Origin of the sequence: Streptomyces sp. NPDC026672, from assembly GCF_040638185.1 — a bacterium.
Lineage (GTDB): Bacteria > Actinomycetota > Actinomycetes > Streptomycetales > Streptomycetaceae > Streptomyces.
The window spans coordinates 15,826-37,560 of record NZ_JBEZXS010000042.1 but is presented as its reverse complement, the minus strand read 5'-3'; the positions used below and the strand labels follow the sequence as shown (position 1 = coordinate 37,560).

Below are 21,735 nucleotides of genomic sequence, written 5' to 3'. Positions count from 1 at the left end.
GCCGAACGGGCCGTACGGCGGGGGCAGTTGGCCCTGCGTGTCGTGTGTGTTGCGGGAGGTCGAGGACACCGCCCCGCCCGTGGCGGGAGGCTCGCGGTCGTATACGAACGCGGGGTCGCGCCCGACGGGACGTCCGGGCGGGGAGCCGGGACGTCCCGTCGGGCACGGGGCCTCGGTCGGCGGCGCGGGAGTCGGCGCCCCGCACGTCTCAGGGACGGGGCGAGGAGGCTCCCCACGGCCGGTCCGCCGCGGTGTCGGCGGTGACCGGTGCGGCGTGGTGCGCCGGGGCGGCGCTGAGCGACGCCTCGTCGCCGATGAGCATGTCGGGGTCGAACATGACGATGACGGCGGCGAGCAGGAGCACACCGACCGGGCCGGCGATCATCGGCAGCAGGAACGTGAGCAGTTGGAGCGAGGACCCCTCGGCCGCCACCGCGTTCTGGTGGAGGTGGACGCTCATGGCGGACATGCCGGTGTAGTGCATGCCGGTCACCGCGAGCCCCATGACGGCGCTGGCGCCGACGGCGGACCACAGGGTGTGCAGCGAGACGGCCGCCCACAGGGCGGCGGTCGCCGCGACGACGGCGATGACCACGGACAGGGCCACCGTCCCGGCGGAGAAGTGCATCCGGCCCGGGATCTCCATGCTGGCGATGCCCAGGTAGTGCATGGCGGCGACGCCCACGCCGGTGATGACACCGGCCGTCGCGAGGGTGACCGGGGAGGCGCCGCGGTAGCCGACGGTGAACACGCCGATCGCGACGACCACCACGGCGACGAGCAGGCTGAGCAGCGTCGTCGGCGTGTGATAACCGACCGTGGTGCCCTCGATGCTGAATCCGATCATGGCGATGAAGTGCATCGTCCAGATTCCGGATCCTATGCAGACGGCCCCCAGGGCGAGCCAGGCCGCTTTTCTCGCCTGTCTGTTCCTTCTGAGCGAGCGTGTGGTGCAGCGCAATCCGAGCGCCGCCCCCAGGCAGGCCATCAGATAGGCGAGCACCGGGGTGATCATGCCGTAGTGGAACTGGGTAATGGTGCCGTTCACACAAAGTCCTTCATGCCGCCGTGCCGCATCGGGTCGGCGGGCCTCTTGTCGGTGTATGCGCCCTGTGAACAGGTGGCCGCCGACGGGATCTTGGGCGCGGCGGCACGACATCGGCCTGAATTCGGGTTCGGGTGCCGGTCTTCGGGCCGTACTCGGACGCAGGCATGCCGAGTTCGCCGGGCGCCTGCGACGGTTCTGGGCCTTTGGGGGGAGGCCCTCGGGTGCGCCAGACTAGAGAGGGTCGTCCGCCCTTGTCACTAGGTACTCATCGATATGCGCAAGTGGACGTAGTCACCGTTCGACACAGGGCAATCACGCGACGGAGTCCGCGAGTCGGGGGAATCGTTCCGGCGGTCGGCGGAATTGATCATTCAGCGGAAAAGGGCCAGGTGAATGAAGTGAAAGGCGGCGGCGGGACGCATTTCCCCGCCGCCGGACCCGTCATACCGTCCCCTCGCGCACCAGGGCGAGCAGCGAACGGAGTTGAGCCCGGTCCTCGGCGGTGAGTTTCGCCGTCGCCTCCGCCAGCGCCACCCTGTCCACCCGCTCCGCGTCCCGGTGGCGGCGCAGCCCCTCGTCCGTGAGGCGGAGCAGGAACGCACGGCGGTCCTGCGGATGCCGTACCCGCTCCACCAGTCCGTCGCGCTCCAGCCCGTCCACGATGCTGGTCGTGGTCCGCGCCGCGACCCCCGTCAGCTCGCTCAGGTCCCGCATCCGCAGCGGCTGTTCCGACCGGGCCAGCACCCGCATCGCCCGCAGCCGCGCCACCGACGCCCCGTTGGCGCGCAGCCGTGCCTCGACGAACTGCCGCAGCCGGAACGTCGTCTCGTACAGCTCGTCGACCAGGACGTCACTGCTTCCGTGCACCGCCATGCGCCCTTCCCCCGCTTCCGCTCGGTGTGCACGCTTGTCAGGGGACCGGGCCGGTATTCGATTCCCTGAGCATGCACATAGTGAGTATGCTCAGTATGTGCCGTTGTCCCGACGCCGCCCCATCCTGCCGTCTTTCCCCCTCCGACTCAGCCAGCGCCTCGCGGTCCCGGTCGTCTGCGTCTCCGTCACGTTCATCGCGATCGTCGACGGCGCCATCACCACCGTCGCGCTTCCCTCGATCGCCCGCCAGTTCCGGCTGACCACCGCCGCGTTGGACGGCGTGGTCGTCGTCTACCCGGTCTGCCTGGCCATGGCGATCCCCGCCTCCGCCTGGCTCGTGGAACGCCTCGGCGCCAAACGCGTCCTGCTCGCCGCCCTGGGCGGCTTCCTCGGCTCCTCCCTGCTGTGCGGGGCCGCCGCCGACCTCGCCCAGCTCGTCGCCTTCCGCGCCCTGCAAGGGCTGTCCGCCGGTGTGCTCTTCCCCGCATCGGCCGCCCTGCTGTTCAGCACCTTCGACTCCTCGGACCAGGTGCGCATCTCCCGCTACATGATCGTCCCGCAGCAGATGGCCCCCGCCGCCGCGCCCATCCTGGGCGGACTGCTGGTGGACCACCTCTCCTGGCGCTGGGTGTTCTACGTCAACCTGCCGATCGGCGTCCCCGCCATGCTCTTCGGGCTGCTGTTCCTCACCGAGCACCGCGGCCGGCGGCCCGGCCGCTTCGACCTGCCGGGGCTGCTGCTGAGCGCGGGCGCCCTCGCCGCCCTGATGTTCGGCGTCAGCGAGGGCCCCAACCGCGGCTGGGCCTCCACCGCGGTGATCACCTCCCTGTCGCTCGGCGCGGTCCTGCTGGCCGCCGCCGTCGTCCACGAACTGCGCACCACCGCACCCCTCCTGAAACTCCGGCTGTTCACCGAGCGGCTGTTCCGCGACACCAACCTCATCAACCTGGTCGGCCTCGTCCCCATCCTGGGCGCGATGTACCTCGGCCCGCTCTTCCTCCAGGAGGGACAGGGCCGCACCGCCCTGGAGTCGGGCACCAGCACCTTCCCCGAGGCGTTCGGCGTGCTGCTGACCGTCCAGGTCGCCGGTGTCCTCTACGTCAGGGTCGGGCCCCGGGTCATCATCGGCTGCGGCCTGACCGGCGTCTGCGGGGTGCTGCTGCTGTTCTCCACCTGCGACGCGGACACCGGCCTGTGGACCTTCCGCGCCTACATGTTCCTGCTCGGGGTCGCCATGGGCGGGGTGTTCATGCCGACCACCGTGGCCTCCGTGGCCCGGGTGCCCCGGCACGACCTCGCACAGGCGTCCACCCTCAACACCGTCGTCCGCCAGACCGGCGGCGCGCTCGCCCCGGCGGTCGTCACCACCGTCCTGGTCCTCGGCACCCCCGCCGCCGCCTCCGGGAACCCGCCGATCGGCGCCTACCAGCACGCGTACCTGGCCCTCGCCGCCCTCGCCGCGGCCACCGCCGTGTTCGCCTTCACCCTCCCCGACGGCCCCGCCCGCGCGGCGGCCCGCGGCAGCACCACCGCGGCGGGCTCGGCCCCCGGCCGGCCGCGCACCGAGGCCCGTCCCTGAACCGCACCGACCGCCGCACCCGCACCACGGCGACGCCGCCGTGGTGCGCCCCGCCCTCCGTCTACCCTGGTCGGCGTGTTCGCCCCCCGTCTGCGCCGCGTCGCCGTCCTCGTCCTGGAAGGCGCCAAACCCCTCGACGTCGGCATCCCCGCGCAGGTCTTCACGACCCGCGCGAGCATGCCGTACGAGGTACGGGTCTGCGGCGCCGCCCCCGGACTCGTGACCGGCGGCGACGGTCTGTCGTACCACGTCGCCCACGGCCTGGACGCGCTGCGCTGGGCCGACATCGTCTTCCTGCCCGGCTACCGCTTCCCGGACCGCGACGACCCGCCGCCCGAGGTCGTGGACGCGCTGCTCGCCGCCCACGACCGGGGCGCCCGGCTCGCCGCCATCTCCACCGGCGCCTTCGCGCTCGCCGCCACCGGCCTGCTCGACGGCCGGCGCGCCACGACCCACTGGCACTACTCGCGCGCCCTCGCGGCCAAGCACCCACTTGTCAAGGTCGACGAGAACGTGCTCTTCGTCGACGAGGGCAGCGTCCTCACCTCGGCAGGCGCCGCCTCCGGCATCGACCTGTGCCTGCACGTCCTGCGCGGCGACCTCGGCGTGTCCGTCGCCAACCACGCCGCGCGCCGCCTCGTCGCCGCCCCCTACCGCAGCGGCGGCCAGGCCCAGTACGTGCCGCGCAGCCTGCCCGAACCGCTCGGCGAACGCTTCGCCGCCACCCGCGAGTGGGCCCTGCACCGGCTCGACCGGCCCCTCACCCTCGACGTGCTCGCCCGGCACGCCGCCGTCTCGCCGCGCACCTTCTCGCGGCGCTTCGTCGAGGACACCGGGTACACCCCCATGCAGTGGGTGATGCGCGCCCGCGTCGACACGGCCCGGGAACTGCTCGAACGGTCCGAGCGGAGCGTCGAGCAGATCGCGGGCGACGTGGGCCTGGGCACCGGCGCCAATCTGCGCCTGCACTTCCAGCGCGTCCTCGGCACCACCCCGAGCGAGTACCGGCGCACCTTCGCCCGGGGCGAGTGACCTGCCCCGCGGCCCCCTGGCGTGATCCTTGCGAACCATGGCGCTCCCGCCCCGGCCACCCGCCCCCGCCGCGCGGGAGGCTGGTGGTGACCGGAAGGGACACCATTCATGACTCGCATCGCCATCAACGGATTCGGCCGCATCGGACGCAACGTGCTGCGCGCACTGCTGGAACGCGACAGCGCCCTGGAGATCGTGGCCGTCAACGACCTCACCGAGCCCGCGGCCCTCGCCCGGCTGCTGGCCTTCGACAGCACGGCGGGCCGGCTCGGCCGCCCGGTCACCGTCGACGGGGACGCGCTCGTCGTGGACGGCCGCCGCATCACCGTGCTCGCCGAGCGGGACCCCGCCCAGCTGCCCTGGGCCGACCTGGGCGTCGACATCGTGCTGGAGGCCACCGGCCGCTTCACCGCCGCCAAGGCCGCCCGCGCCCACCTCGACGCCGGTGCCAGGAAGGTCCTGGTCGGCGCCCCCTCGGACGGCGCGGACGTGACCCTCGCCTACGGCGTCAACACCGACGCCTACGACCCGCAGGCGCACACGATCGTCTCCAACGCCTCCTGCACCACGAACGCGCTGGCGCCGCTGGCGAAGGTGCTCGACGACCTCGCCGGGATCGAGCACGGGTTCATGACCACCGTGCACGCCTACACCCAGGAGCAGAACCTCCAGGACGGTCCCCACCGCGACGCCCGCCGGGCGCGTGCGGCGGGCGTCAACATCGTGCCGACCACGACGGGCGCGGCGAAGGCGATCGGTCTGGTGCTGCCGAACCTGGACGGCCGGCTCTCGGGCGACTCCATCCGGGTGCCGGTCCCGGTGGGCTCGATCGTGGAGCTGAACACGACCGTGTCCCGCGAGGTGTCCCGCGAGGACGTGCTGGCGGCCTACCGGACGGCGGCCGAGGGCCCGCTGGCCGGGGTCCTGGAGTACTCCGATGACGAGCTGGTGTCGTCCGACATCACGGGCAACCCCGCGTCGTCGATCTTCGACTCGGCCCTCACCCGCGTCGACGGCCGCCACGTCAAGGTGGTCGCCTGGTACGACAACGAGTGGGGCTTCTCCAACCGCGTCGTCGACAGCCTGGAACTGCTCGCGGCGGGCTGAGCCCGCGGCACACGGCGAAGAGGCGGCGGACCCGGTCTCCGGGCCCGCCGCCTCTCTCGTACCCACGGGGGCGGTCAGCCCGCCGTGATGCGCAGCCGCAGCGTGCGCGCCTGCGGCCGCAGCGCGAACTCGGGCCGTACGTCGGGCCCGCAGGCCCGCGAACCGAGACCGTGCTGCGCCGCGTCCACGATCAGCCGGCTCGTCGTGGAGGGGGGCAGCTCGTGCGGGTGCGTCGCCCGGGCGAGCTGCTGCGGGGTGTGCCGGCTCAGCGAGAAGCCGGGACGGCGCCCCTGCGTGTCGGGCAGCGCCACGAGCCGCAGCACCTCGGCGCCGGCGCTCGTCAGCGTCAACCGCCGCACCCGGGAGCGGTGTCCGGTCTCCTGGGGGCGCGCGTAGTCGACCGACAGCTCGTCGACCGTGGCGGAGAACCGGCCGGTGCGCGCCGCGCGCAGACTGTCCGGGTACGACTCGAAGGGGCCGAGGCCGAACCAGTCGGCGCCGTCCACCGGGGCGTCCCCGTCCGGGAGTTCGAACCCGACGCCGATGCGGGGCCACACCGTGCGCCAGCCGCTCGACGGCTCGATCTCCACCCGCAGTTCCAGGTCGTCGCCCTCCAGCGACCAGACGGACTCCACCGTCACCCAGAGCGCGGAGTTGGCCGCGGACACCTTGTCGATCGTGCGCAGGGCGTTCCCGTCCCGCTCCACCGACATCCGGCGCGTGGTCAGCCGGTCGAGGCCGTCCAGGCGCCACAGTTCGGCGTTGGAGACCCCGGCGACACTGGCGTCGCTCTCCTCCACCTCGTCCGAGGCGCCCTCGTCGTTGTCGGTCGGCGCCCGGAACAGCTCGAGGCGCGGACCCGACACCGGCCGCCCCGCCAGCCGTACGAGACCGCCCGCCGTGAACTCGGCGGGGCCCAGCGTCAGCGTGCCCTCGTCCCGCCGCCATCCGGTGCGGTGCCGCACGGCGGGCACGGGACGGTGGCCCGAGCGGTCGAGCTGGGCCGTCGCGACCACGTGGCCCGCCCGCGCCCACGCGGTGTCGTGCGCCAGCACCGCGTCGACGGTCAGCCAGGTCTCCCCGTCGGACGCCACCGCCACCTCGGGCAGCGGGACCCGTCCGGAGTCGCCCGCCGTGACCACCGGGACCTCGAGTTCCCCGGAGTCCACGGGCGTTCCGTCGTGCTCGACCCGCCACAGGAAGCGCAGGTCCGAGGTGTCCGCCGAGTGCCGCAGATTGGTGAACACAACCTTGTCGCCGTCGAAGGCGAAACGCACCGGCTGCACCACGGCCTTGAACTCGTGCAGGCTCGGGGTCGGGACGTCGTCGCTCAGCAGCATGCCGTCCATCACGAAGTTGCCGTCGTGCACGACCTCGCCGAAGTCCCCGCCGTACGCGTAGTACGGGGTGCCGTCGGCGGCCGTGGTCAGGATGCCGTGGTCGCGCCACTCCCACACGAATCCGCCGTGCAGCCGCGGGTGTTCGTGCACCAGCGCCTCGTACTCGTCGAGTCCGCCGGGCCCGTTGCCCATCGCGTGGGCGTACTCGCACAGCAGGAACGGCTTGCCGCGCTGCCGGGCGCTCTGCGCGGGCGTGCAGTCGAACAGCGTCGACTGCGCGGTGTCGCTGCCGATCCGCTCGGTCTCCGGCACCGACGCGTACATCCGCGAGTAGACGTCGGTGTACTCGCCGGTGTGGTCGCCCTCGTAGTGCACGGGACGGCCGGTGTCCCGGGCGTGCACCCACGCCGACATCGCGGCGAGGTTGCCGCCGGTGCCGGCCTCGTTGCCCAGCGACCAGATGACGATGCTCGGATGGTTCTTGTCCCGTTCCACGGTCCGCTGGACGCGGTCGAGGTAGGCCGCGCGCCAGGCCGGGTCGTCGCTGGGGTTGCCGACCCAGCCGACCTTGTCGAAGCCGTGGGTCTCCAGGTCGCACTCCAGGACGACCCAGAAGCCCAACTCGTCGGCCAGGTCGAGGAGTCGGGGGTGCGGCGGATAGTGGCTGGTGCGGATCGCGTTCACGTTGAACCGCTTCATCCGCGCCAGGTCCTCGCGGGCGTGCGCCTCGTCGAAGACCCGGCCGCGCTCGGGGTGCGTCTCATGGCGGTTGACCCCGTGGAAGACGACCCGGCCGCCGTTCACCAGGAACTGGTCCCCGCGGATCTCGACCGTGCGGAAGCCGAGCCGCAGGGTGACGGTCTCCGCCGCCGACGAGACCGTGGCCTCGTACAGCCGGGGCCGCTCCGCCGACCAGGGCTCGACGGCCCCCACGTCCACGGACGTCACGTCGTCGGCGCCGTCCCACACGCGCTCGACGCCGAGTTCGGGGACGCGCAGGGTGAGGGGGAAGGCGCCCGCGCCGGCCACGACCTCGGGATCGATCCGGCCCCGCCCGTCGGTGAACGCGGTGCGCAGCCAGACGTCCTCGACGCCACCGGAGGGGCGGGCGATCAGGGTGACGTCACGGAAGATGCCCGGCAGCCACCACTGGTCCTGGTCCTCGACGTAACTGGCCGCCGACCACTGGTGCACCCGCACGGCGACTACGTTGTCACCCGGCCGCACCGCCTCCGTCACGTCGAACTCGTGGGCCAGCCGGCTGCCGCTCGCGCTGCCGGCCTCGACGCCGTTCACCCACACCCGGAACAGCGACTCGACACCGTCGAACCGCAGCACCACCCGCTCGGCGTCCGACCAGTCGGCGGGTATCTCGACGTGCCGCCGGTAGTCGCCGGTCGGGTTCTCGTCCGGGACGTGCGGCGGGTCGATGGGGAACGGGAACTGCACGTTCGTGTAGATGGGCCGGCCGTGGGCCCCGTCGCCCTGGAGCACCCAGTGCGCGGGCACCGGCATGCTGTCCCAGCCGGTGTCGTCGAAGTCCTCGGCCGCGAAGTCGTCCGCGACGGAGGCGGTGGGGGACAGCCGGAAGCGCCAGGACCCGTTCAGCGAGCGTGACGGGGCGTCGGAGTGCAGCCACGAGCGGGCCGGGCGCAGCGCGCCGCGCCCGGGTGTCGTGTCCGAAACATACGCGGAAAGCTCGGAGGGCAAGAGGTCACAACTCTTTCTTGGTAGCAAGTGGGGGGACACGCACGCCTGTTGTGCTCCCTACCGGACCACGACCGTGCGGATCTCCCAGGGGCCGAGGGCGAGTTCGAGCCCGTCCGCGACCGGCTCCGCGGCGAGCGGCCGGCCGAGCAGGTCGACCGTGGTGGCCTCGGTGAACGCGCCGGTCACCCGGACCGTGGTGCCCGTGTCGCTCATCGCGGTGAGCCGCACCTCGATGCCGGCGCCCCGCTCCTCGTCGGCGACCCGGCGCATGCCGGAGACGAACACGTCCTCGCCGTCGACCGCGAGTCCCGCGGTGTCCTGGGGCAGTCGGCCGCCGGTGGGCGCGGTCCCGCGGGTGACGAGGACGTCGTTGCGGAACTCCTCGGCGAGGGCGACCGCGCGCGCGTCCTGCCAGCCGGTGGCCGAGGGCAGCACGGCGAAGCGGTTCTCGATCCGCATGCCGAGGTCCTGGGCGCCGGGCGCGGGGATCTCGCTCGCGGCGGGCTCGTCGCGCAGGGGGTGGATGTTGACGCTGATCGAGCCGATGGCCCGCAGCAGGGTGACGGCCAGCTCCGCGCCGTCGTCGACGAGTTCGTACTCGCCGGAGTGGTCGAGCAGTACGGTGGCGGCGCCGGCCGACACGAACTGGCTCGCCGGGAACGTCGGCAGCGGGAACTCGCCCCAGCCGCCCTCGGCGGTCAGCCCGCGCTCGGTGACGGCGAACTGCCCCGCGGACGCGGACCGGGACACCGGCTCGGGCAGCGGCACGTGGAAGCGCAGCCGGTGGTCGGCGGACCGGTTCAGGAACGACGTCGAGATCCGTACGAACGGCTCGCCCGCACGCACCTCCACCAGCGTCTCCACCGGCGTCGGCACGGTCTCGGTGGCGCGCACGTCACGGTCGGACGAGAGCGCGGCGGGCCATGCGTAGACGCGGGTGACCCGCAGCCGCGAGCGCAGCGGCCCGCTCTCCAGGAGCTCGACGGCGATCTCCTCGGGCTCCGACACCAGGACGTCCCGGGCCGGGGGAGCGTAGTTGTAGCTGTCGCCGCGGTCACCGCCGTCGACGAGCCGTCCGACCCCGCGCAGCACCGTGCCGTCGGCGCCGGTCACGTCGAGGGTGCCGTCCGCGGCGACCTCTGCCAGGACCAGCCCGTTGCCGAGCGAGCGCGGCGTGGCCGTCGCCGGGGCGGGCGAGGCGGTGGCGGCCGGCTCGGCGGCGGGCGTCACCCGGAAGCTCGCCAGGCCGGACGCGGGGACCTCCACCGGCACCAGCGCGGTGGCCCGCGCCTCCTCCAGGGTCAGCACCCGCCACTCGCCGGGGTGCGCGGCGGCCGCCGCGGCGACCTCGCGGCGCAGGATCAGCAGGTCGAACGGCCCGCTGGTCGGCACCTCCGCGAGGTGGAAGACGAGGGAGCCCGGCGTGAGCTCGTAGTGGTCGATGAGCCGGCCGAACAGCTCGCGGCGGTGGATGCGGCGCAGGACGCGCTCCAGCTGCGAGGCGTCCATGCGCTCGTCGCTGAGCACGGTCGGGGCCTGGGAGACCAGCTGCACCGGCCGGGCCGTGCCGTCGGCGCCGGACGCGACCAGCGAGGTGCCCTCGGGCGCGGCCAGGACGTCCACCTCGACCAGCGAGGTACGGGCGAACGGCAGCGGGTTGGCGACCAGATGGCCGTCGCTCGGCACCCGCGCCGCGGGCTCGGCCAGCGCCGTGTCCCGCACCGCGCGGGCGGTCTGCGCGGCCTCGGCGAGGCGGGCCTCGACCTGGTCGCAGGTCTCGTCGGTGCCCGAGCCGACCACCGAGTCGTGGGCCGTCGACTCGATGATCTTGTGCCAGGCGAGGGTGAGGAACGGCGAGTCGTCGCGCCGCGACCACAGGGCGTTCATCCGCTCGGCGTGGTCGACGGTGCGCTCGGCGACGGCCATCCGCTGCTTGAGCCCGAGCCGCACGGACAGCACGCCCGGGAGGATGTTGCCGCGCACGTGGCTGCGCAGTTCACCGGTGACGACGGTGGACACCTCGTCGCGCACGTGGACGCGGATGTACTCGTCGAGCGTCGCGATGGTGATGGGCCGCTCCTCGCCGGAGGCACGCCGCAGCCAGGCCGCGAGCTGCGGGTCCGGCGCGTTGTGGTCGGTGCCCGCCATCGCCAGCACGGGGTCGCCGCCCCAGCGCTCGGCCGTCATCTCCGCGTACTCGCCGAGCGCGCGGCGGATCTGGTCGGGCACCAGCAGGACGTCGAGGCCGTTGTCGTAGCCGTCGAAGAGGAACTCCGTGCGCACCTCGGAGCCGTCGGGGGCGTGCCAGCGGAAGGCGTGTCCGTCGACCGTGCCGGGCACCCCGCGCCACAGTGCGGCGTGCTCGATGCCCGCCCGCGCCAGGATCTGCGGCATCTGCGCGACGTGGCCGAACATGTCGGGGAGGTAGCCGATGGGCATGGAGCCGCCCAGATCGGCCGCGGCGGCCCAGCCCATCTGGAGGTTGCGCACGATGGTCTCGCCGGAGCACAGGAACTCGTCGAGCAGGATCAGCCACGGTCCGATCGCGAGCCGGCCCTCACGGACGAGCGCCGTGACCCGGTCGCGGTTCTCGGGGCGCATCTCCAGGTAGTCCTCCACCGCGGCCATCTGGCCGTCGACGGTGAACCGGAAGTCCGGGTTCGCCTCGGCCGTCTCCAGCACGGTGTCCAGGGCGGTGACGAGCCGGTGCCGGAACACCTGGAACGGCTCGTACCATTCCCGGTCCCAGTGGAAATGGGGCACGAAGACGGCGGATCTCTGCATGGCGGGAGGGACCTTCTGTGCAGGCGGGAGCTGTGGGGGCGACGAAGGGGGGAGCGCGGTCACTTGAGGGAACCGGCGGCGAGGCCGGTGCGCCAGAACCGCTGGAGCAGGATGAACACGATGATCACGGGGACGATGGAGACCAGGGAGCCGGTGATCACGGACTCCTGCAGCAGCGGGGCGCGGGCGGTCTGCCCGTTCCACTGGTACAGGCCGAGCGTGATCGGGAACAGCGACTCCTTCTGGAGCATCACCATCGGCAGGAAGAAGTTGTTCCAGATCGCCACGAACTGGAACAGGAAGATGGTCACCAGCGCCGGTGTCATCAGCTTGAACGCGACCGAGAAGAACGTGCGGAACTCGCCCGCGCCGTCCAGCCGCGCCGACTCGATCAGCTCCTGCGGGACCGCGGCGTTGGTGAAGATGCGCGCGAGGTACACACCGAAGGGGCTGACGATGCTCGGCAGGAACACCGCGAGGTAGGTGTTGACGATGCCGGTCGCCGAGAACAGCAGGAACAGCGGCAGCGCGAGCGCCGTGGTGGGCACGAGGACGCCGCCGAGGATGACGGAGAACAGGAACTCACGGCCCCGGAACTGGAATTTGGCGAGCGCGTAGCCGCACAGTGCGGACACCAGGGTGCCGACGGCCGCGCCCAGCACCGCGTAGATGACGGTGTTCAGGGCCCAGCGCACGAAGACGCCGTCGCTGCGGGTGAACAGGGTGTCGAGGTTGTCGAACAGGTTGAAGTGCGAGAACGCGAGGCCGTTGGTGGCGGCGAGGTCGCCCTGGGGCTTGGTCGCCGCGACGATCAGGAAGTAGATCGGCAGCAGGAAGTAGATCGTGAGGAGGAGCATCAGCGCCATGACGACGGTGCGGCTGACGACGCTCTCGCGGGTGACGGATCGGTTGCTCACAGTCCGGCCCTCCGCGAGGTCAGTCGCATGAATCCGAAGCTCAGGACGAAGGTGATGACGGCGATCACGACGGAGATCGCCGCGGCCTGCTGGTAGTTGTTCCCGGAGGCCACCGCGTAGGCCAGCATGTTCGGGGTGAACGTGCTGGAGATGTTCGAGGAGATCTGCCGCAGCACGGCCGGCTCGGCGTAGAGCTGGAGCGTGCCGATGATCGAGAACACCGTGGTGAGGACGATGGACGGCGCGATGATCGGGACCTTGATGCGCCAGGCGATGCTCCAGTTGCTCGCCCCGTCGATCTTCGCGGCCTCGTACAGCTCCTGCGGGATCGACTGGAGCGACGAGTACATGATCAGCATGTTGTAACCGGTCCACAGCCAGGTCGACACGTTCGCCGCCGACCACAGCACGGCGTCCGGGCCGAGGAAGTCCGGGTGCAGTCCGACGCCCTGGAGGATGTCGACGACCGGGCTGAGCTGCGGCGAGTACAGGTACGACCACATGATCGCGGCGATCACACCGGGCACGGCGTACGGCATGAACGCGGTGATACGGAAGAACGCCTTGAACTTCAGCAGGGGGGTGTCGAGCAGCAGCGCGATGACCAGCGCCACGAACAGCATGACCGGGACCTGCACGATGCCGAACAGCCCGATGCGGCCGATGCTGGACCAGAACTCGTGGTTCTGGAACACCTGCCCGTACTGCTCGAAGCCGCCGAAGGTCGTGTACGAGGTTCCGTACTGGCCGCCGCTGCGGCGCACCACACGGAAGCTCTGCCACAGCGCGTACGCGACCGGGACCAGGTAGAACAGCACGAACGGGAGGAAGAACGGGGTCAGGAACGCGATGACCGTGCCCGCCCGGGGGCCGCCGCCGTTGAGACGGCGGCGGCCTCGGGGAGACGCCACCACGCGGTTCGCGCGGGTTGCGATGTCAGTCATGCTCGGGTCACTTGCCCGCCGTCGCCGGGATCGCCTGGTCCTTCATCGACTTCAGCGCGGAGGCCTGGGCCGCCGAGAGGGCGTCGGTCAGCGTGCCGTCGCCGGCCGCCGCCTTGGCCATCGCGTCCTGGAGGGCCAGGTTCACGGTCTTCTGCGTGGGGCCCCAGGCGAAGCTGGTGTCGATGTCCTTGGACGACTGGGCGAAGACGTCGAAGATCTTCTCGTTGTTGTAGTACGGCACGCCCTCAGACAGCGCGGGCAGTTCCAGGCCCGCGTTGGCCGCCGGGTAGAGGCCGCCCAGCTTGTTCTCCATGGCCAGCGCCTCGGGGTCGCTGTTCAGCCAGGTGTTGAACTTGACCGACTCGTAGAGGTGCTTGTTGCCCTTCATGAACGCGACGGTCGAGCCGCCCCAGTCGCCGGAGGCGCCGTTCGTGCCCCACGTGGGCATCGGCACGATCGACCACTTGCCGGCCTGCTTGGGCAGGTTGTCGCGGAACATGCTGTAGCCCCAGGCGGCGCCGACGTAGCTGGCGATCTGGTCCTTCTGGTACGCCGCGTACATCTGCGTCGAGCCGTTGGCCAGGTCGGTGCGCACGAGCTTGTCGGAGATCATCTTCTGCCAGTAGTCCGCGACCTGCTTGCTCTGGTCGGACTCGACGGAGACGTGCCACTTGTCGCCGGAGTAGGAGTACATCTTGGCGGCGTTCTGCCACAGCAGACCGTTGAACCACTCGGCGTTGTTCGGGTCGAAGAACGTGATGGTGACCTTGGGGTCGGCCTTGTGCAGCTTCTCGGCGGCGGCCTCGTACTCGTCCCACGTCTTCGGGATGGCGATGTTGTGCTTCTTGAAGATGTCGCTGCGCACGTAGAGCGCCATCGGGCCGGTGTCCTGGGGGAGGGCGAAGACACCGGTGTCTCCGAAGCTCGTCTGCGACCAGGTCCAGGGCACGAACTTCGACTTGGCGGCCGTGGCCTCCTTGCAGGCCGAGGCGTCGACGAAGGCGTTCTGGGTGCGCAGGCTGGGCAGCTGGTCGTAACCGACCTGGGAGAGCTCGGGAGCCTTGCCCGCCTTGAGGGCGTTGCCCAGGGTGCCGTACTGGTCGTTGGAGATGTTCTTCGTCTGCACCTGGATGTTCGGGTTCTTCTTGTTCCACAGGGCGACGACCTGGTCCATGCCCGGAACGGTGTTCCAGTACTGGAGGGTGACCTTGCCCTTGGCGGGCGTGCAGGAGCCCGCGTCGGCCTTGTCCGACGGCCCGGAGGACGAGCATCCGGCGAGAACGGTGATGCCGGCCGTCGCGGCGGCGACGGCGGCGACGAGGCGGATGCGCGTGACTGTGTTGCTCATAATTTCCGATCCAGAGAACGGCCGGCGCACGGGCCGGCCGGGTCGACGTTGACACCTCAGGCGAGAAGCCTTCTGGTTGGAAGGGACACGACGCCACGGTGTCGGTCAAGCACCTGGCGCCGTGACGGAACTCGCAACTACGTACTTCGGTGCCGTGAGCGTTCCCGTGAACGTTCACGTGAGCGCTCACGGGCAACGTTGTGAAGTGTTCGGAAGTTTGCGCTCGGGCGTGGGCGAGTGTCAAGAGTTCGCGTCACACACAAGTCGGGCAGGTTACGCGGAGCCGCTGAGCCGCAGCTGGGCCCGCACCACCAGGTCGTCCGCGTCGAGCGGATCGACCCCGGTGAGCAGCCGGGCGACCTGGTCGATGGCGAGGGCGCCGAGGCGCCGGGTGTCGAGGGCGACGCTGGACAGCGGGGGCTCGACGAGCGCGCCCAGCTGCAGGCCGTCGAAGCCGATGACCGCGAGGTCCTGCGGGACCGCCCGGCCGAGCCGGCGGGCCTCGCGCAGGGCGCCGATCGCGATGATGTCGTTGAAGGTCAGCAGTCCGGTGACCTCGGGGTGGGCGTCCAGCAGGGTTCGCAGCGCCGCGCCGCCGCCGTCGGCCGACTGCTCCGCGCCGACCACCCGGTCCGGGTCGATCCCGTGCGACACCGCGGCGGTGGTGAACCAGTCGCGCCGGATGCTCGGCTCGGCCCGGCCGGAGTGGTCGAGCATGCCGATGTGCGTGTGGCCCGCGGCGACCAGGTGCGCGACCGCGGCGTGCACCCCCTCCTCGCCGTCGATCCGGATGGAGCTGAAGCGCGCGGTGTGGTGCTCACGCCCTATGAGGACGACCGGCATGCCCCGGGTGAAGAGCTCCAGCTCGTCCTCGGCGCAGCTGAAGTAGCCCACGACCGCGTCCACCTGCGAGCTGATCACCTGGAGGGTGCCCAGCTCCTCCTCCGCGCGGTCCGCGGTGTCGTACACCACGACGTGCCAGCCCCGGCTGCGGGCGGCCTCCAGCGCGGCCGCGGCGACCTCGGTGAAGAAGGGGTTGAGCAGATCGGGGATGACCAGACCGATGGTGGTGGTGTCCTGCCGGACCAGGCCGCGCGCGAACCGGCTCGGCCGGTACCCGAGGGCACGGGCCGCGTCGAGGACCCGCTGCTTGGTGGTGCGGTCGATCTCACCCTTGTCGTTCAGCGCCCGCGACACGGTCTGCCGGGACACCCCGGCCGACCGGGCGACGTCATGGATCGTCACCTTACGGGGCTCCGTGCCCGGCACCGACGACGAGACCATCGCCCACCTCCCACGTCTTCGCGCGGACGCCGACGTGTCCGCAGGGCCCGAGTATGCCTGTGCGGAGTACATCGACGCGAGATCGGCCCGCTTCAGGAGGCGGACGGACCCCGGGGTGGTGTGCCGGGGCGGCTTCGGATCGTTCCCCGGGTGGGTGGAGGGCCGTCATATGTTCGGTGGGCCCGGCGTGGTACGCCGGGCCCACCTGACCTCCGGCCGCTCTCCAGCGGATCCTTCAGCAGGTACACGGAGCGGATGCCGTCCGGGGTTCACTTCCGGGCGGAATTTCTCGGGACACCATGTCGTTACGACGCCGGACCCCGCTCACGGCCGGGGTCGCGGATGTCGGCACGACCGTTCGTCATTGGCGTGCCCGGCGTTGTCGTGCCCCCGCTCGGCGAGCGGTCGGGGTGCCGAATGGAGCGCAATTGCGGCACGAATGCCCCGCTCCCGGGACCCCGTGGTCGCGCATTCCGGGCGGAGGTTTCTCCGTGCCGGAATGCGGTGGGCCGTGCGGCGCGCCGCTCCTCATTCCGGAAGGGGCCGCGCGCACGGACATCCGTCATATGACCGCCCCCGCGGAAGTGATCGCCGTCACTCGGGATCCGGATCCGAGCTACGGCCGGTCTCCCGGCCGTGACCTGCCCCGTCGTGCCGGGAGCCGGAGCCCTTCCTCGCTCCGCAACGAAATCGGTTGAACAACTTCGACCCTCCGCACCGTTGTTCCTACATGAAGTCCAGCGCGCCCGTGCAGTGACCCCGGTGGGGGATGCCGGGCGGCGGGCGCGCAGAATTGCGCAACCATCAACGGGAGGAACGACAATGGACACCAACAGGCGCAGGGTCGTGATAATCGGCGGAGGATACGCCGGGGTCAAAATGGCGCGTGACATGGACGAATTCGCGGACGTCACGATGGTCGACGGGAAAGCCGCGTTCTTCCACCGTGTGGCGTCGCTGCGCGCGAGCGTCGACCCCGCGTGGACCAACGCCCCCATCTTCTCGTACCGCAGGCTGCTCACCCACGGCACGGTCCTCCAGGACAAGGCCATCGGCATCAACACCGCCGAACGCCTGGTGGAACTGCGCGGCGGGCGCTCACTGCCGTACGACGTCCTGGCGATCGCCACCGGGGCCGACTACCAGGAGCCCGCGCGCTACTCCGGCGTCACGGTCCACGAGGCCACCGAGGCCTTCCGCGGCCATCAGCAGCGTGCGGCGCGCGCCGCGGACATCCTGGTGGTCGGCGGCGGCCCCTCGGGCGTCGAACTCGCCTCCGAGCTGCGCCGGACGCAGCCCTCGACCCGGATCACCCTGGCCCACTCCGGCCCCTATCTGCTCTCCAGCGCGCGCAACCGCCGCCTGGGCCGACGGGCGCTGGCCTGGCTGGAGAACCACGATGTGCGGGTGCACCTCAACACCGCCATCTCCTCCGGGGGCGGCGGCCCGAGCCGCCTGATCGACCAGGCGGGCAGGCCGTTCAGCGCCGAACTGGTCTTCTGGACGACCGGCACCACGCCCAACACGCTGTGGCTGCGGCTCGCCGGACACGGCGACTGGCTCAACTCCGCCGGGCACGTCCGCGTCGACCCGCACCTGCGGGTGCACGGCCACCCCGACATCTTCGCCGTCGGCGACGTCAACGACGTCTCGGAGGCCAAGCTGTCCCCGTCCGCGCTGGCCCAGGCCGACGCCGCGTGCCACAACATGCGCGCGTTCCTGGACCGCACCGCCAAGCACGGCTCGCAGCCCCGGCCCTACCGCCCGGCGCCGCTGCGGGTCTTCTCGGTCCCGTTCGGGCCGGGGGCGGGAGCGACCCTCCTGCCGGTGCGCGGACACGGCGTGGCGGTGTTCGGACACCGCGTGACCGACTCGATCAAGAGCAGGACCCTCGCCGTGCCCTTCGTGAACGAGCTGCTCAACGAGCCGCAGGGCGAGGAGGAGCTCCAGAAGCTGTACGCCTGAGGGTGCGGCAGTCGGGCATCCCAGTCACTTGACGGATCCCTCGGCCGACACTCCGGCCGAGGCTGGGACGACAGTCGGCGGTACCTCCGAGGACCGCCGGGCCGTCCCCCAGGAGCGTTGTGATGCCGGATGACAGCCTGACCCCCGAGACGACGGTGACCCTCCAGGTCAACGGTACGAAGACCGAGGTCGCGTGCGATGTGCGCACCACGCTCCTGGACCTGCTGCGGGAGCGCCTGCGGCTGACGGGCACCAAGAAGGGATGCAACCGCGGCGAGTGCGGCGCGTGCACCGTGCTCCTCGACGGGCGCCGGGTCAACGCCTGCATGGTCCTCGCCGTGAGCGCCGAGGGCGCCGAGGTCACCACGGTCGAGGGCCTGGCCCGCGCGGACGGGCTGCATCCGGTCCAGCGGGCGTTCATCGAGGCGGACGCCTTCCAGTGCGGGTTCTGCACCCCGGGGCAGATCATGTCGGCCGTGGGGTGCATCCGCGAGGGCCACACCGGCTCGGACGACGAGATCCGCGAGTGGATGAGCGGGAACATCTGCCGCTGCTCGGCCTACCCGCAGATCGCCGCCGCGGTGGCGGCGGCCGCGGGGGAGGAGGTGTGACATGCGGTCCTTCGGTTATGTGAGAGCCGAGTCCGTCCCCGAGGCGCTGGAGTCCGGGCGCGACCCGGACACCCTGTTCCTCGCGGGCGGCACGGAACTGCTGAACTGGGCGCGCATCGGCATCGAGGAGCCGGCCCGGCTGGTCGACATAGGACGGCTCCCCGGGCTCGCGGACATCGGCCCCCTCGACGGCGACGGCGTACGGATCGGTGCGCTGGCGCGGCTCAACGACGTGGCGCAGCACCCCGCCGTCGTGTCGGCGTACCCGGTGCTGTCGCAGTCGATCCTCAAGGCCGCGTCCGCGCAGCTGCGGAACCTGGCCACCATCGGCGGGAACCCGGTGCAGCGCACCCGCTGCCCCTACTTCCGCTCGACCGGACCGGTGGCCTGCAACAAGCGGGTGCCCGGCTCGGGCTGCGCCGCCCTGCACGGCGTGAACGAACGCCTCGCCGTGTTCGGCTGGACGGAGGACTGCGTCGCCACCCAGCCCTCCGACCCGGCCGTGGCGCTGGCCTGCCTGGACGCGGTGATCGTCACCCGGCACGAGGACGGCGGGCGCCGCATCCCGGCGACCGCGTTCCACACCCTGCCCGGCGAGGACCCGGGCGCGCACAACGTCCTGCGCCCGGGTGAGCTGATCACCGCGATCGAACTGGGCGCACCGGCGCCCCGGTCGGCGTACGTCAAGGTCCGCGAGCGGCAGAGCTACGAGTTCGCCCTGGTGTCGGCCGCCGCCGCGGTCGAGGTGGCGGACGGGCTGATCGTCCGGGCCCGGCTGGCCCTGGGCTCGGTGGCCCTGCGGCCGTGGCGGCTGTACGACGCGGAGAACGCCCTCGTGGGCCTGCGCCCGGGCAGCCCCGAGGTGCGGGACGCGGTCACGGCAGGGTTCCGCGAGAGCCGCCCGCTGTCCTCGAACGCCTACAAGATCCCGCTCGCGCGCAACGCGGCCCTGCGCGCCCTCGACCTGGCCCTGGAGGCGTGAGATGCCCCGCACCCGAGCCGCGCTGCGGCAGGACGGTCCCGCCAAGGTCACCGGCGGCGCCATGTACGCCGCCGACCACCACGTTCCCGGCGGGCTCCACGGCGTCTTCGTGGGCGCCGCCGTCCCCGCCGGCCGGGTGACCGGCCTCGACACCGGAGCGGCCCTGGCCGAGCCGGGTGTGCACCGGGTCCTGACCGCAGGCGACCTCCCCCCGGTCCACGAGGCGTTCGCCGCGCTGCCGAGCCCGCCCCTGGCCACCCGCTTCCTGCCCCTGCAGTCCGACGCCGTCCACTACGGCGGCCAGCCGGTCGCCCTGGTCCTGGCCGAGACCCTGGAGGCGGCGGAGGCGGCCGCGGCCCTGGTGGAGGTGGCGTACGAGCAGGCGCCGTACGTCCACCCGGACACCGCCGTCGCCGTCCCCCCGTCGCCGGAGAGCGGCTACGGCATGCTCGACGCGCTGGAGTTCCGCAAGGGCGACGCCGCCCGGGCCCTGGCCGCGGCACCCGTACGGGCCGGCGGCACCTACACCCAGCCGTCCCGGCACGGCAATCCCATGGAGCCCAGCGCGATCGTCGCCGAGTGGCACGACGGACGGCTGACGGTCCACGACTCCGTCCAGCACGTGTACGCCGTCCAGGACACCCTCGCCGCCGTCTTCGGCCTCGACGCCGAGCACGTCCGGGTGATCGCCCCGCACACCGGGGGCGGCTTCGGCACCAAGGCGTTCGTCTGGCCCCACGAGATCATCGCCGCCCAGGCGGCCCGGGCGGTGGGCCGACCGGTGAAGCTGGTCCTCAGCCGCGCCGACATGTACAGCGTCGTCGGCTACCAGCCCCGTATCGAACACCGCCTCTCCCTGGGCGCCGACGAGGACGGACGGCTCGACGCGATCGTGCACGAGGCCGACAACGTCACCGCGCTCACCGACGACTACGTCGAGTTCGCCACCGTGCCCGCCAAGTCGCTGTACGCCTCCCCGCACATCTCCACCAGCCAGCGCGTACGCCGCGGCAACGTGAACCTGTCCTCGTTCATGCGCTCGCCCATCGACGGGCCGGGCACCTGGGCGCTGGGCGCCGCGATGGACGAACTCGCCCACACCCTCCACGTCGACCCGCTGACCCTGCGCCTGACCAACCACGCCGACACCAACCCGGCGGACGGCACCCCGTGGTCCTCGAAGAAGCTCAAGGAGGCGTACGAGGAGGGCGCCCGGCGGTTCGGCTGGTGGGACAGGCCCCGGGGCGGCACCCGGGACGGCCACTGGCTCATCGGCTGCGGCATGGCCGACTGCACCCAGGGACAGTTCCGCTTCACCTCGAAGGCCAGGGTGCGGCTGCGCGCCGACGGCACCGCGAGCGTCGAGGCCGGCTACACCGACATCGGCGCCGGCTCCACCACGGTCTTCCCCCAGATCGCCGCCGAGATCCTCGGCCTGGACATCACCGCCGTCACCGGGCGCTCCGGCGACACCGACCTGCCCTACGCGGGCCCCACCTACGGCTCCGGCACCACCCTCGCCATGGGCACCGCCGTCCACGCCGCCGCCAAGGACGTCCTGCGCCGGCTCGCCGACATCCTCTCGTGGCCCGCCGACGAGGTGCGCGCGGAGCACGGCGCCCTGCGGTGGGGCGCCGAGACCCGGACGTTCGCCGAGATCATGCGCCCGGGCGGACACGAGGAGATCGCCGGCAGCGGCGAGATGGTCCTGCCCGGCGGCGTCTTTGCCGACGCGGGCGCGCCCGGCGTCTCCTCCCGCACCTTCGGCGTCATGTTCGTCGAGGTCGGCGTCGACCCCGACCTCGGACTCCTGCGGCTGCGCCGTGCCACCGGCGTCTACAGCGTCGGCGCCGTCGTCAACGAACGCACCGCCCGCTCCCAGATGATCGGCGGTCTCGTCTGGGGCTGGGGCATGGCCGCCATGGAGGCCAGTCACCTCGAACCCCGCACCGGCCACTGGCTCGCCCGTGACCTCGCCGGGGTCGCCCTCCCGGTCAACGCCGACATCCCGCCCCGCGTCGACATCTCCTTCGTCGACGAGTTCGACCCCCACGCGGGCCCCCTCGGCGCCAAGGGCGTCGGCGAGCTCTCCGCCACCGGCATCGCCGCGGCCGTTGCCAACGCTGTCTTCGACGCCACCGGCCGCCGGGTGCGCGACCTGCCCATCACCCCGGACAAGCTGATCGATCCCCGGCTGTGACCACCGGGGAC

The 21,735-nt window shown here is 71.9% G+C and carries 15 protein-coding genes; 7 read left to right on the top strand and 8 right to left on the bottom strand.

Annotated features, from left to right (window positions below; all coding sequences use genetic code 11):
* Window positions 1-208: 208 nt before the first annotated feature.
* Both AB0F77_RS34515 and AB0F77_RS34510 read right to left on the bottom strand, forming a co-directional pair.
* Window positions 209-1,048: an MHYT domain-containing protein gene (locus AB0F77_RS34515; protein WP_361955885.1), complete on the bottom strand. Its 840-nt coding sequence runs from the start codon at window positions 1,046-1,048 to the stop codon at window positions 209-211.
* Window positions 1,049-1,489: 441 nt separating this feature from the next.
* Window positions 1,490-1,921: a MarR family transcriptional regulator gene (locus tag AB0F77_RS34510; RefSeq protein WP_361955883.1), complete on the bottom strand. Its 432-nt coding sequence runs from the start codon at window positions 1,919-1,921 to the stop codon at window positions 1,490-1,492.
* A gap of 124 nt (window positions 1,922-2,045) precedes the next feature.
* Between AB0F77_RS34510 and AB0F77_RS34505 the strand changes: the two genes are divergently transcribed.
* From AB0F77_RS34505 to gap, 3 genes are all read left to right on the top strand, one after another.
* Entirely contained in the window at window positions 2,046-3,500 is a 1,455-nt protein-coding gene (locus AB0F77_RS34505; protein WP_361955959.1) for a DHA2 family efflux MFS transporter permease subunit, read from the top strand.
* A gap of 75 nt (window positions 3,501-3,575) precedes the next feature.
* Entirely contained in the window at window positions 3,576-4,532 is a 957-nt protein-coding gene (locus AB0F77_RS34500) for a helix-turn-helix domain-containing protein (RefSeq protein ID WP_361955881.1), read from the top strand.
* A gap of 108 nt (window positions 4,533-4,640) precedes the next feature.
* Window positions 4,641-5,639, top strand: coding sequence for a type I glyceraldehyde-3-phosphate dehydrogenase (gene gap, locus AB0F77_RS34495; protein WP_361955879.1), 999 nt, complete (start codon window positions 4,641-4,643; stop codon window positions 5,637-5,639).
* A gap of 74 nt (window positions 5,640-5,713) precedes the next feature.
* On the opposite strand, the gene AB0F77_RS34490 is transcribed toward gap, so the two are convergent.
* The 6 genes from AB0F77_RS34490 to AB0F77_RS34465 form a co-directional block, all read right to left on the bottom strand.
* Window positions 5,714-8,689 carry a glycoside hydrolase family 2 TIM barrel-domain containing protein gene (locus AB0F77_RS34490; protein ID WP_361955877.1) on the bottom strand — a complete coding sequence of 992 codons (2,976 nt, stop codon included), beginning with the start codon at window positions 8,687-8,689 and terminating at the stop codon, window positions 5,714-5,716.
* 57 nt (window positions 8,690-8,746) lie between these two features.
* Complete coding sequence (locus AB0F77_RS34485) at window positions 8,747-11,473, bottom strand: glycosyl hydrolase-related protein (protein WP_361955875.1); 2,727 nt, start codon at window positions 11,471-11,473, stop codon at window positions 8,747-8,749.
* A gap of 59 nt (window positions 11,474-11,532) precedes the next feature.
* Window positions 11,533-12,390, bottom strand: coding sequence for a carbohydrate ABC transporter permease (locus tag AB0F77_RS34480; protein ID WP_361955873.1), 858 nt, complete (start codon window positions 12,388-12,390; stop codon window positions 11,533-11,535).
* Window positions 12,387-13,334, bottom strand: a complete 948-nt coding sequence (locus tag AB0F77_RS34475; RefSeq protein ID WP_361955871.1) for a sugar ABC transporter permease — start codon at window positions 13,332-13,334, stop codon at window positions 12,387-12,389. The genes AB0F77_RS34480 and AB0F77_RS34475 overlap by 4 nt, the downstream gene beginning before the upstream one ends.
* 7 nt (window positions 13,335-13,341) lie before the next feature.
* Window positions 13,342-14,682 (bottom strand): ABC transporter substrate-binding protein, encoded by a 1,341-nt coding sequence (locus AB0F77_RS34470; RefSeq protein ID WP_361955869.1) that lies wholly within the window; start codon window positions 14,680-14,682, stop codon window positions 13,342-13,344.
* A 273-nt stretch (window positions 14,683-14,955) separates the two neighbouring features.
* Window positions 14,956-15,966 (bottom strand): LacI family DNA-binding transcriptional regulator, encoded by a 1,011-nt coding sequence (locus AB0F77_RS34465; protein ID WP_361955867.1) that lies wholly within the window; start codon window positions 15,964-15,966, stop codon window positions 14,956-14,958.
* A gap of 822 nt (window positions 15,967-16,788) precedes the next feature.
* On the opposite strand from AB0F77_RS34465, the gene AB0F77_RS34460 reads away from it, so the two are divergent.
* The 4 genes from AB0F77_RS34460 to AB0F77_RS34445 all read left to right on the top strand — a co-directional run bounded on the left by AB0F77_RS34460 (window position 16,789) and on the right by AB0F77_RS34445 (window position 21,724).
* Window positions 16,789-17,931, top strand: coding sequence for an FAD-dependent oxidoreductase (locus tag AB0F77_RS34460; RefSeq protein WP_361955865.1), 1,143 nt, complete (start codon window positions 16,789-16,791; stop codon window positions 17,929-17,931).
* A gap of 122 nt (window positions 17,932-18,053) precedes the next feature.
* Window positions 18,054-18,542, top strand: coding sequence for a (2Fe-2S)-binding protein (locus tag AB0F77_RS34455; RefSeq protein WP_361955863.1), 489 nt, complete (start codon window positions 18,054-18,056; stop codon window positions 18,540-18,542).
* 1 nt (window position 18,543) lies between these two features.
* On the top strand, window positions 18,544-19,524 hold the full coding sequence (locus AB0F77_RS34450) for an FAD binding domain-containing protein (RefSeq protein ID WP_361955861.1): 981 nt from the start codon (window positions 18,544-18,546) through the stop codon (window positions 19,522-19,524).
* A gap of 1 nt (window position 19,525) precedes the next feature.
* Entirely contained in the window at window positions 19,526-21,724 is a 2,199-nt protein-coding gene (locus AB0F77_RS34445; RefSeq protein ID WP_361955859.1) for a xanthine dehydrogenase family protein molybdopterin-binding subunit, read from the top strand.
* Window positions 21,725-21,735 lie beyond the last annotated feature (11 nt).

What these genes read in the sequence shown, in the direction of transcription:
- AB0F77_RS34450 (WP_361955861.1), top strand. Translation starts at nt 18,544, where the DNA reads ATGCGGTCCTTCGGTTATGTGAGAGCCGAGTCCGTCCCCGAGGCGCTG.
- AB0F77_RS34485 (WP_361955875.1), bottom strand. Translation starts at nt 11,473, where the DNA reads ATGCAGAGATCCGCCGTCTTCGTGCCCCATTTCCACTGGGACCGGGAA.
- AB0F77_RS34460 (WP_361955865.1), top strand. Translation starts at nt 16,789, where the DNA reads ATGGACACCAACAGGCGCAGGGTCGTGATAATCGGCGGAGGATACGCC.
- AB0F77_RS34455 (WP_361955863.1), top strand. Translation starts at nt 18,054, where the DNA reads ATGCCGGATGACAGCCTGACCCCCGAGACGACGGTGACCCTCCAGGTC.
- AB0F77_RS34510 (WP_361955883.1), bottom strand. Translation starts at nt 1,921, where the DNA reads ATGGCGGTGCACGGAAGCAGTGACGTCCTGGTCGACGAGCTGTACGAG.
- gap (WP_361955879.1), top strand. Translation starts at nt 4,641, where the DNA reads ATGACTCGCATCGCCATCAACGGATTCGGCCGCATCGGACGCAACGTG.
- AB0F77_RS34475 (WP_361955871.1), bottom strand. Translation starts at nt 13,334, where the DNA reads ATGACTGACATCGCAACCCGCGCGAACCGCGTGGTGGCGTCTCCCCGA.
- AB0F77_RS34470 (WP_361955869.1), bottom strand. Translation starts at nt 14,682, where the DNA reads ATGAGCAACACAGTCACGCGCATCCGCCTCGTCGCCGCCGTCGCCGCC.
- AB0F77_RS34465 (WP_361955867.1), bottom strand. Translation starts at nt 15,966, where the DNA reads ATGGTCTCGTCGTCGGTGCCGGGCACGGAGCCCCGTAAGGTGACGATC.
- AB0F77_RS34445 (WP_361955859.1), top strand. Translation starts at nt 19,526, where the DNA reads ATGCCCCGCACCCGAGCCGCGCTGCGGCAGGACGGTCCCGCCAAGGTC.